Source organism: Andreprevotia chitinilytica DSM 18519 (assembly GCF_000711875.1).
Taxonomy (GTDB): domain Bacteria; phylum Pseudomonadota; class Gammaproteobacteria; order Burkholderiales; family Chitinibacteraceae; genus Andreprevotia; species Andreprevotia chitinilytica.
Window position 1 is genome coordinate 14,130 of record NZ_JONM01000014.1, and the last position, 14,109, is coordinate 28,238.

The 14,109-nt window shown below is 63.6% G+C and carries 12 protein-coding genes; all 12 read right to left on the reverse strand.

What is annotated here, in order from left to right; genetic code table 11:
• Positions 1-8: 8 nt before the first annotated feature.
• Positions 9-833, reverse strand: a complete 825-nt coding sequence (locus BR41_RS16270) for an ABC transporter permease (RefSeq protein WP_035059087.1) — start codon at positions 831-833, stop codon at positions 9-11.
• Positions 834-1,003: 170 nt separating this feature from the next.
• The gene (locus tag BR41_RS16275; protein WP_035059089.1) at positions 1,004-2,014 is read right to left on the reverse strand and encodes an ABC transporter substrate-binding protein; all 1,011 of its coding nucleotides are present in this window, start codon (positions 2,012-2,014) and stop codon (positions 1,004-1,006) included.
• Between the two features lie 28 nt (positions 2,015-2,042).
• Positions 2,043-3,032 (reverse strand): LacI family DNA-binding transcriptional regulator, encoded by a 990-nt coding sequence (locus BR41_RS16280; RefSeq protein WP_035059091.1) that lies wholly within the window; start codon positions 3,030-3,032, stop codon positions 2,043-2,045.
• A gap of 152 nt (positions 3,033-3,184) precedes the next feature.
• On the reverse strand, positions 3,185-4,186 hold the full coding sequence (gene moaA / locus BR41_RS16285; protein WP_035059094.1) for a GTP 3',8-cyclase MoaA: 1,002 nt from the start codon (positions 4,184-4,186) through the stop codon (positions 3,185-3,187).
• Positions 4,187-4,194: 8 nt separating this feature from the next.
• Positions 4,195-5,103 (reverse strand): molybdenum cofactor guanylyltransferase MobA, encoded by a 909-nt coding sequence (gene mobA / locus BR41_RS24710; protein ID WP_084187292.1) that lies wholly within the window; start codon positions 5,101-5,103, stop codon positions 4,195-4,197.
• The gene (locus tag BR41_RS16295) at positions 5,000-5,476 is read right to left on the reverse strand and encodes a molybdenum cofactor biosynthesis protein MoaE (protein WP_035059096.1); all 477 of its coding nucleotides are present in this window, start codon (positions 5,474-5,476) and stop codon (positions 5,000-5,002) included. The genes mobA and BR41_RS16295 overlap by 104 nt, the downstream gene beginning before the upstream one ends.
• Before the next feature lies 1 nt (position 5,477).
• A complete protein-coding gene (gene moaD, locus BR41_RS16300) occupies positions 5,478-5,738 on the reverse strand; it encodes a molybdopterin converting factor subunit 1 (RefSeq protein ID WP_035059098.1) in 261 nt (86 codons plus the stop codon).
• A 161-nt stretch (positions 5,739-5,899) separates the two neighbouring features.
• Complete coding sequence (gene cobA, locus BR41_RS16305) at positions 5,900-6,658, reverse strand: uroporphyrinogen-III C-methyltransferase (RefSeq protein ID WP_035059100.1); 759 nt, start codon at positions 6,656-6,658, stop codon at positions 5,900-5,902.
• A gap of 170 nt (positions 6,659-6,828) precedes the next feature.
• Positions 6,829-9,528, reverse strand: a complete 2,700-nt coding sequence (locus BR41_RS16310; protein WP_051711177.1) for a nitrate reductase — start codon at positions 9,526-9,528, stop codon at positions 6,829-6,831.
• A gap of 158 nt (positions 9,529-9,686) precedes the next feature.
• Complete coding sequence (gene nirD, locus BR41_RS16315) at positions 9,687-10,013, reverse strand: nitrite reductase small subunit NirD (RefSeq protein WP_245615940.1); 327 nt, start codon at positions 10,011-10,013, stop codon at positions 9,687-9,689.
• 154 nt (positions 10,014-10,167) lie between these two features.
• Entirely contained in the window at positions 10,168-12,600 is a 2,433-nt protein-coding gene (gene nirB, locus BR41_RS16320) for a nitrite reductase large subunit NirB (RefSeq protein WP_035059106.1), read from the reverse strand.
• A 173-nt stretch (positions 12,601-12,773) separates the two neighbouring features.
• Complete coding sequence (locus BR41_RS16325) at positions 12,774-13,976, reverse strand: nitrate/nitrite transporter (protein WP_035059107.1); 1,203 nt, start codon at positions 13,974-13,976, stop codon at positions 12,774-12,776.
• Between the last annotated feature and the right edge of the window lie 133 nt (positions 13,977-14,109).

A 14,109-nucleotide genomic window follows, 5' to 3' on the forward strand; every position in this document is an offset into this window, starting at 1 on the left:
TGCCCTCTTCAAGCCGACGGTGCGGCGCTTTGCGCGCCGGCGGTGTGGGCCAGCGACAGCACCGTCCACGTCACCGCGCCCAGCACCAGGCTCAGCGCGGCGGCGGTCAGCATGTTCGCGTTGAGGGTGAACTCGGTATAGATGACCATCGGCAATACATCGATATCGGTCGCCAATGTGAACGCCGTGCCGAACGCGCCCATCGAGGTGGCGAAGCACATCGCGCCGGTTGCCAGCAGCGCGGGGGCCAAGGCCGGCAGGGTGACGTCGCGCAGCACTTCCCAATCGCGTGCGCCGAGCGAACGGGCGGCTTCTTCCAGACTGGCATCGAGTTTTTCCGCCGCCGCCATCACGGTGAGCACCACGCGCGGGATGGAGAAATACAGATAGCCCAGAAATAGCCCGGTCATCGAATAGGCAAACACGCTGCGCGTGCCGGTGATGGCTTGGGTGAGATCGCTGAATACGCCTTGGCGGCCGGCCAGCATGATCACCATGAACCCCACCACCACACCGGGGAAGGCCAGCGGCAGCGTCAGCGCGGCGATCAGCAACTGGCGGCCGGGGAAGGCGCGCCGCGACAAGAACAAGCCGGCTACCAGCGACAATACGATGGTCACAGCGGTGACTGCCAACGACAGCAGCACGGTGGAGATCAGGCTCTGCAGATAGCGCGGGCTGTGCAGCAAAGCCAGATAAGCGCCGCCGTGCTCACCGGTACTGATCCGCAGCAGCGCGCCCATCGGCAGCAGCCAGAAGGCAGCGAATACCACCAGCAGCGGCAGCAGGAACAGCAGGCGCATAGGGCGGCTGAAGGTTAGGTCGGTTTGCATGGGTGGGTCTCTGTTGCTTCAAAACTTGTTCGCGATTTCATGCAGCGGCTGTTCTCCCCTCGCCCGCTTGCGGGAGAGGGGCTGGGGGAGAGGGTCGTGCCAAATGCATCAATTTATGCAAGCACCCTCTCCCTAGCCCTCGAGGGGACAAAAAGCGTATGAATCGCCCCTTACCGCACTTCCGCCAAATACCGCTGCACAAACCCCGGCTGCACTGCACCCATCCGTTCGTAATCCACGCTCTTCACCCGCGCGTATTCGCTGGCCGGCAGGAACTTGGCCGCCACATCGCCGCTGATGCTGCCGCGCACCGGGCGCAGGTAGGCGTTCGACCACAAGGCCTGCCCCTGATCGGATAGCACGAAGTCGAGCACCTTCTTGCCGTTGTCGGCATGCGGGCCGTTCTTCACCAGTGTCATCACGTAGGGAATCGAGATCGAACCTTCCTTCGGGATGACGAATTCGACGTTGGCGTGGTCTTTGTACTTGGCGCGATAGGCGTCGAAATCGTAGTCGAGCAGGATCGGGATTTCGCCCGAGAGCACGCGCGCATAGGCGGTCTGCTTGGCGACGATCGGCTCGTTCTTCTTGAGCTGCTTGAAGTAATTGATGCCCGGCGTGAAGTTATCCAGCGTGCCGCCCAGCGCCATGTTCACCGCCACCGCGCCGGCATAGCCGACGAAAGCGTTGCTCGGGTCGAGCATGCCGACCATGCCCTTGTATTCGGGCTTCAACAGGTCTTGCCAGCTTCTGGGCACCGGCTTACCGCCCAGTGCATCCTTGTTCACCATGAAGCCGAGCGAGCCGGAGTGGATGGTGAACCAGTAGCCTTGCGGGTCTTTCAGGCCGGCGGGGATGTCATCCCAATGCTTGGGCTTGTAGGGCACCAGCAGGCCCTTTTCCTTGGCCTGAATGGCCGAGCCGATGCCGAGGTACACCACATCGGCCACCGGGCTTTGTTGCTCGGCGATCAGTTGCGCGATCGATTGCCCGGAATTCTTGTTGTCGAACGGCACGGTAATGCCGGTTGCCTGCTGAATGGCCTTGATCTGGCTGGCCCAGTCGGCCCACTCGGGCGGGCAGTTGTAGCAGATCGCCGTTTCACCGGCATGGCTGGCAGCAGCGCTCAGCAACGCGCCGGTGCACAGCACGGCGGTCAGGATTTGACGCAGACGCAACATGGTTGATTCTCCTGGGAGGCGTACAGGGTTAGGCATGAATGGAACCGCCACGGCGAATGCCGTGCGGCAGTACCAAGGACGCGAGCCGCTGGCCGGAATCCAGCCAGCCATGCAGTCGCTCCATGGCGCGGGCGCCGATGTCGGCGTTGGGTTGGGATACGGTGGCAAGGGCCGGGGCGAGCAGCTCGCCGATTTCCAGGCCATCGAAGCCGAGAATGGCGACGTCCTGCGGAATGCGCAGCCCGCGCGCGAGCAGGCGGCGCATCACCAGAATGGCCAGCCGGTCATTGCCGCAGAAGACGGCGGTTGGCCGATCCGGGCCGGTGAGTCGGCCCACCAGTTCAGGCGGCAGGTCGGCGGATTCGAAATCGATTTCCAGCGGCTCGCCGGGGACGAGGCCGGCAGCGCGCATCGCATCGCAATAGCCTTGGTAGCGTTGCTGGGCACGGTCGGAAGCTTGCAGCTGGCCGCTGATCATGGCGATGTGGCGGTGCCCCCGCAGCAGCAATTCGGTCACGCCTTGCGCTGCCGCCGCGCGATTGTCCACCGATACGCAAGGCCGGGCATCGCACTGGTTGTACACCAGCATGTACGGCACGCTGAGGTCTTCCAGCCGATCGAGCCACGCGTGTTGCGCGGCATGCGCCACGGTCAGGATCATGCCGTCCACGCGCTGGTTGAGCAGCGTCTCCAGCGCGTGTTGTTCGCGGTCCGCCCGGTAATGCGTGGTCATCAACAACACGCGGTAGTTGGCGGCCAGCGCCGCTTGCTCGATGCCCTGCAGGCATTCGGCGAAGACCGGGTTGGAGAGGGTTGGCAACATCACGCCGATCAGGCCGGTCTTGTCGGCGCGCAGTTGGCGGCCGATCAGGTTGGGCCGAAACCCCAGTGCCGCGATCGCCGCCTGCACCGCGCTCTGAGCGGCGAGGCTGACGCGGTCGGGGGTGTTGAGCGCACGCGATACCGTCGCGATGGATACGCCCGCCTGCTGGGCAACGTCTTTGATGGTGGCAACCACGGTCGGCCTGAAAATGCGTTGATGAAAACGTTTACATTTTCAGAGGCCGGTATGACGTGTGAATGACCGTTATGTTGCGGGGGGATTGCAGGGGGGCGGAGTGGGGTATTCCCTCTCCCACTTGTGGGAGGGGAGAGACGTGCGGGGACTGGCTACCCCCCAGTCATCGACATGAACCGCACGATCTTCTTCGGCTGTTCCAGAAACTCATGCCGCTCCGGCTTCAGTTCGATGGCATCGCGTAAAGCAGCGATCAGTTCTTCATCGCTTGCACCGCCCCGCAACATCGGCCGTAGTTCCAGCTTTTCTTCCTGCCCCAGACACAGGTAAAGCGTGCCATCCACCGACAGCCGCACGCGGTTGCAGGTGGCGCAGAAGTGTTGGCTGATCGGGGTGATAAAGCCGATCTGGCCGCGGCCGTCCGGGGTTGACCAGTAGCGGGCGGGGCCGCCGCCGAGTTCGATGGCTTGCGGTTGCAGGTTGAAGCGCTTGGCCAGCCGTTCGCGGATCGGGTCGAGCGAGAGGTAATGCGCGTTGCGACCGGTGTCGCCCATCGGCATGGCTTCGATCAGCCGCAGCAGGAAGCCGCGTTCGAAGCAAAAGGCGGCCATCGGTTCGATGTCTTGTTCGTTCTCGCCCTTCATCACCACCATATTGAGCTTGATCGGCGAAAAGCCGGCCGCCTGAGCAGCATCCAGCCCGGCCATGACGCTGGCGAGGCTATCGCGCCCGCTCAGGTGGGTGACGCATTCGCGGCGCAGGCTGTCGAGGCTGATGTTGAGGCGACCAACGCCGGCCTTGCGCAACGCTTTGGCGTGGCGATCCAGCTGGGTGGCGTTGGTGGAGAGTGACAGGTCTTCAATCCCCGGCAGCGCAGCGAGGCGGGCGGCGAGATCGGGCAGGTTCTTGCGCAGCAGCGGCTCGCCGCCGGTGAGCCGGATGCGGGCGACACCGAGCTGGCCAAACAAGCCAACCACGCGCTCGATCTCGTCGAAGGTAAGCCAGTGCTCCGGCTCCTCGAAATCCTTGAAGCCCTGCGGAATGCAGTAGGTGCAGCGCAGATCGCACCGATCCGTGACCGACAGACGCAGATAGCTGATACGTCGGTTGAATCTATCGATCAATGGGGCGGGGGAGGAGGGCAAAGCAGCCATGATGTGGGTTACTTCGTTGCAGCGAGCGCATTCAACGCTGCTGCATCGTTCAAATTCGAATTCAGATTAACAAAGGGATGATCGAAATGGACTTCGACCGCGCCGACGCTATCTTGCCAGCGCATTAATGCATGCTGCCCCTGATCCAGTGCGGTTTGCAATGCAGACAGCACCGTAGCGCGAATCAGGCAGATCGCCGGCTGGCTGCGTTCGGCATTGGCGGCGCGGATGACTGGCGCTTGGCTACGTACTTCCCAAAGACGCGCTAGCAAATCGGTAGGCAGATTGGGGACGTCGCAGGGCAGTACCAGCAGCCAATCGGCGCTGCTGGCGTACAAAGCGGCCTCGATGCCGGCTAACGGGCCGGGAAAGCCGAAACGCAGATCGGGCAGCACTGGCAGCTGGCTGGCGGCGTAGAGCGCACCATTGCGATTGGCCGAGAGCCAGATCCGGCCGAAGTCCGCCTGGTTGATTTGCGCGAGCACGTGCTGATACAGCGGCTGGCCGTTGAGCTGAACCAAGCCCTTGTCGATCCCGCCCATGCGCTGACCACGGCCGCCGCAGAGGATGACGGCGTCGCGGGTTTCGGGGGTGTCACCTGCTTGAGCACGCGTTCCCCCCTTCTCCGAAGGGGGGGGAGGGGGGATTTCGACGCCGCTGGAATTTGCAGCTGATTGTTGAAAATCCACCGAGTGCGCTCTTTGGTTTTGCGCGACCAGCCGTGGCGATTGAACGCGTGCAGAAATCCCCCCTAGCCCCCCTTCGAGGAAGGGGGGAATAAAAGGCATGTCGGTGGAGGTTTGCAACGGATTCCTAACCATGCTCCCCCCAACGCGCCCGCACATTGGCATCACTCGTCTTCGCTTCCACCCAATGTTTGCCATGCGCCCGTTCTTCGCATTTCCAGAACGGCGCATCGGTTTTCAGCGCATCGATCAGGAATTCGCACGCGGTCAGGGCGGCTTGGCGGTGGGCGCTGGCGGTGAGCACCAGCACGATGCGCTCGCCGGGGATCAGCCGGCCAACGCGGTGGATCACCGTCACGCCGCTCAGTGGCCAGCGATCGGCGGCTTGCTCGGCCAGGGCGGTGAGTGTGTTCTCGGTCATGCCGGGGTAGTGTTCGAGTTCGAGTGCGAGCAGCGGATCGGTCACGTTGTCGCCATCGCCACGCACGCGGCCGACGAAACTCGCTGTCGCGCCGACGCCGTGATCGCCAATGCAAAGCTCGGCTTCTTCAGCGGCGAGATCGAAATCGTCGTGCTGGACGGCAATCTTGATGCGGCAGGTCATCTCAGCCACCCGTCACCGGCGGGAAGATCGCCACTTCCGCGCCATCGTGTACCAGGGTTTCCGGCGAGGCCATTTCCTGATCGACCGCGACGCGAAACACGCGTGGGCCGCCGAGTTCCTCGGCCCAGACACCGCCGCGGGCGATCAACAGTTCGATGACATCCGCCACCGTGTATGGCACGGCGGGGATGCCCAGCGGTTCGGCATCAAGACCGAATTGCTCGCGCAGGCGGGCAAAGTAGCGCAGATGCAGGGTACTCATCGTTGCTTCCCTCATGATCGGAGCCGCTGAAAAAAGCCAGCGTAGCGGTGCTGGCAAGGCGCGCGAACGCAGACAGTACAAACTGGTACGGCAAGTGAGCGCAACGCAGCCAGCAGGGTTTTGTCAGCGGCGATTGTTTCGGTCATGACATTGTCCGCAAGTTAGGCGGCAAATGCCATCTGGATCGGGTCGACGTTCGTCGCCTCACCCATTGCTTCACCAATCGCATCGCCCACCAGAATGATGGCGGGGCTACCCAGACCCGCCGCTTGTGCCTTGGTCGCGAGTGCCCCCAGATTTGTGACAAGCCGGCGCTCTTTTTTTGTGCTGGCCCACTGTACGACTGCCGCGGGCGTCGATGCCGGGAGTGTTTGCATGAGCCCGTCAGTGAGCGATTCGATGCGGCTCATGCCCATGTAGATGACGAGCGTGGTGCCGGTGGCTGCCAATGCGTGCCAGTCCGGCTCGCTGTCGTCTTGCGCGTGGGCAGTCACAAACGTGACGCCACGGCAGTGCTCGCGATGGGTGAGCGAGATGCCGAGCGATGCCGCAGCGGCCAAACCCGAGGTGATGCCATTGACGATCTCGACCGTCACGCCGGCCGCTTCCAGATAAGCGATTTCTTCACCGGCACGGCCGAATAGCAGCACTTCGCCGCCTTTTACGCGGACGACCACCTTGCCTTGCAGCGCATAGCGGCGCATCAGTTTCTGGATGAACGCTTGCGGCGTGGATTTGCAACCGCCGCGCTTGCCGACCCGGATCACCGTGGCTTGTGGCGCAAGGGTGACGATCTCCGGATTGGCGAGTTCGTCCAGCAGCAGCACGTCGGCAGCGGCGAGTGCCTTGGCGGCCTTGAGGGTCAGCAGGTCCAGATCGCCGGGGCCGGCGCCGAGGAGGATGACTTTGCCTGGGTTCATGGTGTGCTCCGGTGCTTCAAAAATGATTGCTAAGGTTTGTTTTGATTCGTTCCCCCCTTTTTGAAGGGGGGCTAGGGGGGATTTCTGCGGCGTCTCAACTTGCTACGACGTCGAAATCCCCCTCGATCCCCCTTCTCAAAGGGGGAGGAAAAACCGGAAGCATCGCGCTGCTACGTCGACGCAATCTGCGGCGTCGTCGCGCACAGCCGTTTCAGTTCCGGCACGCAGGATCCGCAAACACTGCCGCAACCAAGCGTGGCCTTGAGTTCGACCAGCGATGCGCCACGGGCAATGGCGTTGCGGATGCGGGACTCGGGCACTTGCACGCAGTTGCAGACGATCTTGTCGCGCGGGGCGCTGTTGGTGGACTTGGGGGCGAACACCGCGAGGCGCGAGCCTTGCCACGGTTGGGCGTCGAGCAGCGTACCGAGCAGCGCATCGCTGCCAGCAGCATCGCCCGCCAGCACGAAGCCATTGAGCACATCGCCTTGCCAGCCCACGCGCTTGAGCACGCCGCGCCGGGCATCGTGGAACTCCAGCACGTTCTCGCCGGGGTGTAGATCAAGGGCCGTGAACAGCCGCTCCAGCCAGCCAGCCGGGGCGGATTCGTGCGCGGCCTTGACCACCAGCAGGTCGTCCGCTGCCAGCGTGATCGCGGCGTAACTGCAGTCCTGCAGCAAGGGCTGGACGGCTGCTTGCAGCGCCTGCACATCGCCGCGCCGGGCCGCGGTCAGCCGCCACGGCAATTCGGCACGTTCCACGCGCACGGCAGCGTGCTTGAGTTCCGGCTGGAACGATTTGGGATCGGCTGCGCCAGTGGTGGCGGCGTTGATGCCGGTGCTGTTGAGAAACTGGCCGCTCCAGTGCATGGCGGCGAACACGCTGCCGGATTGCACGTCATCCGAGACGGCCAGCGGCAGCACCATGCCACCGCGCTTGCTCGCCACGCGCACCAGCTCGCCGGCCTTGAAGCCGCGCCGCTCGGCATCGCCCGGATGCATGGTCAAGGACGGTTCCGGCGTGTGCTGGAACAGGGAAGCGACACGGCCAGTGCGGGTCATGCCGTGCCATTGATCGCGCAGGCGGCCGGTGAGCAGGTGGAACGGATAGCGGGCGTTGGTTGCCTCGGCCAGTGGCTTGTACGGCGTGACGTGAAAACGGGCGCGGCCGTCGGCGGTGGCGAACACGCCATCTTCATAGCGGCGGGCTTGGCCAGTGGTTGCGCCAGCGGGCAGCGGCCATTGTTGCGGGCCGGCGGCATCCAGCATGGCGTAGTCGAGGCCGGTGATGTCCAGATCGCGGCCAGCGGTGAGGGCGCGGTGTTCGTTGAAGGCCGCTTCCGGCGTGGCGAAATCGAACAGGCTCGGGAAATCCGGTGCGAGATGCGCTTCGATGCGGCGAGCGATTTCGCCGACGATCTCCCAATCCGGCAGCGCCTCGCCGGGGGCGGGGATGGCAGCGCGCACGCGGGAGATGCGGCGTTCGGAGTTGGTCACCGTGCCGGCTTTTTCGCCCCAGCTGGCGGCGGGCAGCAGCACATCGGCGTAGGCGGTGGTGTCGGTTTCGGCGAAGGCTTCTTGCACCACCACGAATTCGGCCTTGGCGAGCGCATCGGCCACGTTGCCGAGGTCCGGCATCGAGTGGGCCGGGTTGGTACAGGCGATCCAGACCGCCTTGATCTTGCCGTCGCGAATGGCGTCGAACATAGCGACGGCAGGCAGGCCGGGGCGGTCGGAGATGCGGTCGGCGTCGATGCCCCACAGTGCGGCGACTTCGGCGCGATGTTCGGCGTTACCGATGTCGCGGTGCGCGGCGAGCATGGTCGCCATGCCGCCGACTTCGCGGCCGCCCATGGCATTCGGCTGGCCGGTGAGCGAGAACGGGCCCGCGCCCGGTTTGCCGATCTGGCGGGTGGCCAGATGCAGGTTGATCAGCGCCAGATTCTTGTCGGTGCCGTGGGCGGATTGATTGAGGCCCATGCAGTACAGCGACAGGCTGGCCGGGCTGCGGCCGAACCATTCGGCGGCGGTGATCAGGTCGGCTTCGAGGATGCCGCACAGCTCGGCGGCCATCTTCGGTGTGAAATCGCGCACCAGCTTTTTCAGTTCGGCAAAGCCTTCGGTATGTGCGGCCACATAGTCGGTATCGACCAGGCCTTCCCAGATCAGGTGATGCAGCATGCCGTTGAACAGCGCGACATCGGTGCCGGGCTGGATTTGCAGGTGCAAGTCGGCCGTGGCGGCGGTATCGGTGCGGCGCGGGTCGATCACGATCCATTTCACGTCCGGGCGCTCGGCCTTGGCGGCTTCCAAGCGGCGGAACAGCACCGGGTGGGCGTAGGCGGCATTGCTGCCGGCGAACAGGACGCAGTCGGTCAGTTCCAGGTCTTCGTAACAGGTGGGCGGGCCATCCGCGCCGAGCGCGAGCTTGTAGCCGACCACCGCGCTCGACATGCACAGGCGCGAGTTGGTATCGATGTTGTTGGTGCCGATCAAGCCCTTGGCGAGCTTGTTGAACACGTAGTAGTCCTCGGTCAGCAACTGGCCGGAGACATAGAAAGCGACCGCATCAGGGCCGTAGCGCTCGATGATGTCGGCAAAGCGTTCGGCCACGGTATCGAAGGCAGTCGGCCAATCGACTTGCTGGCGCGGCTCGTCACGGGTGAGGCGCATGGTGGGATAGAGCGCACGGCCGGCGTCGCTGGCGACCGTCTTCGCCAAGCTCATGCCTTTGGTGCACAGCCGGCCGAAATTGGCCGGGTGATCCGGATCGCCCTGTACGCCGGTGATGCGGCCGGCTTCGGATTCGATGAGCACGCCGCAACCGACGCCGCAGTAGCAGCAAGTGGATTTGGTGATGGTTTTGGTCATGGCGAATCCTGTTGAAGAGAGCAAAACCGTTGGCTTGCGTGGGTTGCGTAGGGCGGGTTAGCAGCTTGCTGCGTAACCCGCCGGACAACGTGGTGACCCAAACGTCGTATTCGGCGGGTTACGCCGCTACGCGTCTAACCCGCCCTACTGTGTTCGGATCAACTCAGCGACAAAAACACCTCGCCATCCACCACCTTCACCGGAAACCGCCGCGCACAGCCGACGTCCGGCGCTTTGGCTTCGCCGCTGGCGAGGTCGATGTTCCAGCTGTGCAGCGGGCAGGTGACCGTTTCGCCGTGGACGATGCCTTGCGAAAGCGGGCCGGCTTTGTGCGGGCAGCGGTCGAGCAGGGCGAACACAGTGTCGCTGGCGGTGCGGAACACGGCCACGTTGCCGCTGGCGCGTTCGACCAGGCGGCTGCCCAGTTGCGGGATGTCTTCAACGGTGCAGATACGCACCCAGGGTTGTTCGGCTTGCATGTTCATTTGTCTCTTCCTCGCTGCTGTTCCCCCCTTTTTGAAGGGGGGCTAGGGGGGATTTCAGCGGCATCTCACGTTGACGCGGCGTCGAAATCCCCCGGCCTTTGGCCCGCCCCCTTCAAAAAGGGGGCTAGTCAGGTGGGGCCGTCGTGGAAACTGGTTACGCGACCACCTTGATCGGGATGTACTCATTCTTCTGCGCCCCGGCGATGCGGGCAGCCCATGGGTCGGGCAAGCCTTCCAGCGAGTACAGCAAGCGTTCGAACAAGGTACGGCGGTTGGCGGCGTCCTCAACCACCTTGGCCTTGATGTAATCCAGACCCACGCGCTCGATGTAATGCACGGTGCGGTCGAGGTAATAGGCTTCTTCGCGATACAGCTGCAGGAAGGCGCCGCTGTATTCCTTCACTTCCTCGGCGGTCTTCACCTTGCACAGGAACTGCGCGACTTCGGTCTTGATGCCGCCGTTGCCGCCCACGTAAAGCTCCCAACCGCTATCGACCGCGATCACGCCCACGTCCTTGATGCCGGCTTCGGCGCAGTTGCGCGGGCAGCCGGAGACGGCGAGCTTCACCTTGTGCGGCGACCACATATTGGCCAGCATCGTTTCCAGATCGATGCCCATCTGCGTGCTGTTCTGGGTGCCGAAGCGGCAGAACTCGCTGCCCACGCAGGTTTTCACCGTGCGGATGGATTTGCCGTAGGCGTGGCCGGATTGCATGCCGAGGTCTTGCCACACGTTGACCAGGTCTTCCTTCTTCACGCCCAGCAAGTCGATGCGCTGGCCGCCGGTCACTTTCACCATCGGCACTTGATACTTGTCGGCCACATCGGCGATGCGGCGCAGTTCGGACGAATTGGTCACGCCGCCCTTCATCTGTGGAATGACCGAGAACGTGCCGTCCTTCTGGATATTGGCGTGCACGCGCTCGTTGACGAAACGGCTTTGCGGATCGTCCTTGGCTTCATGCGGCCAGGTGGAGAGCAAGTAGTAGTTCACCGCCGGCCGGCAGGTGGCGCAGCCGTTCGGCGTGCGCCATTCCAGGAAGTCGTAGACCTCCTTGTGCGTCAGCAGATGGTTCTCGCGGATCGCCTTGCGCACGTTGGCGTGCGTGTGGTCGGTACAGCCGCAGACCGCCTTGGTCTTGGGCGTTTCCTGAAAGCTGGAGCCCAGGCAATTCATCAGGATTTGCTCGACCAGACCGGTGCATGAGCCACAGGAGCTGGCGGCCTTGGTTTGCTTCTTCACGTCATCGACGGTGAACAGGCCCTTGTCCTTGATCGCCTTGACGATGGTGCCCTTGCACACGCCGTTGCAGCCGCACACTTCGTCGCTGTCCTGCATGGCGGCAGCGCGGCTTTGGCCGCCCACGCCGGAGTCACCGATGGCCGATTCGCCGAACATGATGTGTTCGCGCAGATCGTTGATCTTGCGGCCCTCGCGCAGCAGCTTGAAGTACCACGCGCCGTCGGTGGTGTCGCCGTAGAGGCAGGCGCCGACCAGTTGGTCGTCCTTGATCACCAGCTTCTTGTACACGCCGCCGGCCGGGTCGGAGAGCACGATGTCTTCGGTGCCGTCGCTACCCATGAAATCGCCGGCGCTAAACAGATCGATGCCGGTGACCTTGAGCTTGGTGGACAGCACCGAGCCCTTGTATTGGCCGATGCCGTGCTGCGCCAGATGGTTGGCGCAGACCTTGGCTTGTTCGAACAGCGGGGCGACGAGGCCATAAGCCACGCCGCGATGGTTCACGCACTCGCCCACGGCGTAGATGCGCGGGTCGAATGTTTGCAGCGTATCGCTCACCTTGATGCCGCGATCGCAATGCAGGCCGGCCGATTCGGCCAGCGAGGAATTCGGGCGGATGCCGACGGCCATCACGACCAGATCGGCCGGGACTTCGTCGCCATCCTTGAAACGCACCGAGGTCACTTCGCCCAGATCGTTGCCGACGATTTCAGCGGTTTGCTTGGGCATCAGGAAGGTCAGGCCGCGATCTTCCAGCGACTTGCGCAGCAGCGCGCCGGCGGTGTCGTCCAGCTGGCGATCCAGCAGCCAGTCGCCCAGATGCACCACGCTGACTGCCATGCCGCGCAGCTTCAGGCCGTTGGCCGCTTCCAGACCCAACAGGCCGCCGCCGATGACGACCGCGTGCTTCTTGACCTTGGCGGTTTCGATCATCGTTTCGGTGTCGTAGATGTCGCGATAGGTGATCACACCCTTCAGATCCTTGCCCGGCACCGGCAGGATGAACGGGGTGGAGCCAGTGGCGAGCAGCAGGCGGTCGTACTGCACCTCGGTGCCGTCGTCCGCCACGACCAGCCGGCGCATGCGGTCGATGCGGGTGATGGTCTTGCTGGTGTGCAGGGTGATGTTGTTCTCGGCATACCAATCGAGCGAGTTGAGGATGATGTCCTCGAACGCTTGCTCGCCCGCCAGCACCGGCGAGAGCAGGATGCGGTTGTAGTTGGGATGCGGCTCGCTGCCGAAGACCGTGATGTCGTAGCGATCCGGCGCGATGGTCAGCAGCTCTTCGATGGTGCGGATGCCGGCCATGCCGTTGCCGACGACGACGAGTTTCGGTTTGTTCATGGTGAGTCGTTCCTTCAAAAACGTACTTAACTTGTTCCCCCCTTCCATGAAGGGGGGCTAGGGGGGATTTCTGCGGCATCTCAACTTGCAATGACGTCGAAATCCCCCTCAATCCCCCTTTGCCGTGCGAATTTATTAATTCGTTCAGGCATGAAAGGGGGAGGTTAAAACCCTTAAACCCGCGCTGCCGCTACGGTCCAGCTGCTGCGCCAGCGTTGCTTCACGGTGGTCAGGCTGACCCAACCCAGTGCTGCCAGGCAGGCGAACAACCACAGGCCGGTGGCGTAATCGCCGGTGGCTTGCTTGATCGAGGCCAGGCTGGCTGCCAGTGCGAAACCACCCACGCCGCCGGCCATGCCGATCAGGCCGGTCATCACGCCGATTTCGCTGCGGAAGCGTTGCGGCACCAGTTGGAACACCGCGCCGTTACCCGCGCCGAGGCAGAGCATGGCGGCGATGAACAGGCACAGTTGCACGGCAGCGCCGCCCGGGTTGAAGCCGGCCAGACCGATCAACACCGCCACGGATGCATACACTGCCAGCAGCGACTTGGTGCCACCGATCTTGTCGGCCAGCACGCCGCCGACCGGGCGCATCACCGAACCGGCCATCACGCAAGCCGCAGTGGCCCAGCCAGCCATCTTCGGCTCGAAGGCGAACTGGTCATGGAAGTAACCGGGCAGGGCGCTGGCGAAGCCGGAGAAACCGCCGAAAGTCAGCGCATAGAAGAACATGAACCACCAAGCATCACGATTCGCCAGCACTTGGGCGTAGTCGGTCCAGGTCTTTTGCTTGAAGTCGCCCGGTGCATCTTTGGCGAGCTTCCAGTACACCGCCAGCACGATCACCAGCGGGATGGTGGCCAGGGCGAACACGTTCTGCCAGCCAAAGGCAATTGCCAGCACCGGGGCGAACAGGGCGGCCAACACGGTGCCGGAGTTACCCGCACCAGCAATGCCCATCGCCGTACCTTGGTGCTCCGGCGGATACCAGCGCGATGCCAGCGGCAGGGCCACGGCGAACGATGCGCCCGCCACGCCGAGGAACACGCCCAGCAGCAGCGCTTCGTGCAGGTTGTGCACGCCCAGCTTCCAGGCGGCCAGCAGCGCACAGATCACGATGACCTGACCCAACAGGCCAGCGCGCTTGGCGCCGATGCGGTCAGCCAGCATGCCCATGAACAAGCGCAGGATCGCGCCGGCCAGAATCGGTGTAGCGACCATCAGGCCACGTTGTTGCGTGGAGAGCTCCAGCGCTTTGGCGATCTGCACCTGCAAGGGGCCGAGCAGATACCAGACCATGAAGCTCAGGTCGAAATACAGAAACGCGGAAAACAGCGTGGGCGTATGGCCGGCTCGCCAGAAGGAACGGTTCATGGGTGGCTCTCCTCGTTAACACAGCCCCGGCGACATGCCGACAGGCGAAAAAAAAGGCGTCCGCTCGCAACCCGAAGGTTGGAGGGGACGCCGTTGTCCTTGTGTTTGGGAATCCAATCCCGCCGACGCGGGA

Coding starts and splice junctions, on each gene's coding strand:
- BR41_RS16270 (WP_035059087.1), bottom strand. CDS start 833: ATGCAAACCGACCTAACCTTCAGCCGCCCTATGCGCCTGCTGTTCCTG.
- BR41_RS16275 (WP_035059089.1), bottom strand. CDS start 2,014: ATGTTGCGTCTGCGTCAAATCCTGACCGCCGTGCTGTGCACCGGCGCG.
- moaA (WP_035059094.1), bottom strand. CDS start 4,186: ATGGCTGCTTTGCCCTCCTCCCCCGCCCCATTGATCGATAGATTCAAC.
- mobA (WP_084187292.1), bottom strand. CDS start 5,103: ATGCGCCGTTCTGGAAATGCGAAGAACGGGCGCATGGCAAACATTGGG.
- BR41_RS16295 (WP_035059096.1), bottom strand. CDS start 5,476: ATGACCTGCCGCATCAAGATTGCCGTCCAGCACGACGATTTCGATCTC.
- moaD (WP_035059098.1), bottom strand. CDS start 5,738: ATGAGTACCCTGCATCTGCGCTACTTTGCCCGCCTGCGCGAGCAATTC.
- cobA (WP_035059100.1), bottom strand. CDS start 6,658: ATGAACCCAGGCAAAGTCATCCTCCTCGGCGCCGGCCCCGGCGATCTG.
- BR41_RS16310 (WP_051711177.1), bottom strand. CDS start 9,528: ATGACCAAAACCATCACCAAATCCACTTGCTGCTACTGCGGCGTCGGT.
- nirD (WP_245615940.1), bottom strand. CDS start 10,013: ATGAACATGCAAGCCGAACAACCCTGGGTGCGTATCTGCACCGTTGAA.
- nirB (WP_035059106.1), bottom strand. CDS start 12,600: ATGAACAAACCGAAACTCGTCGTCGTCGGCAACGGCATGGCCGGCATC.
- BR41_RS16325 (WP_035059107.1), bottom strand. CDS start 13,976: ATGAACCGTTCCTTCTGGCGAGCCGGCCATACGCCCACGCTGTTTTCC.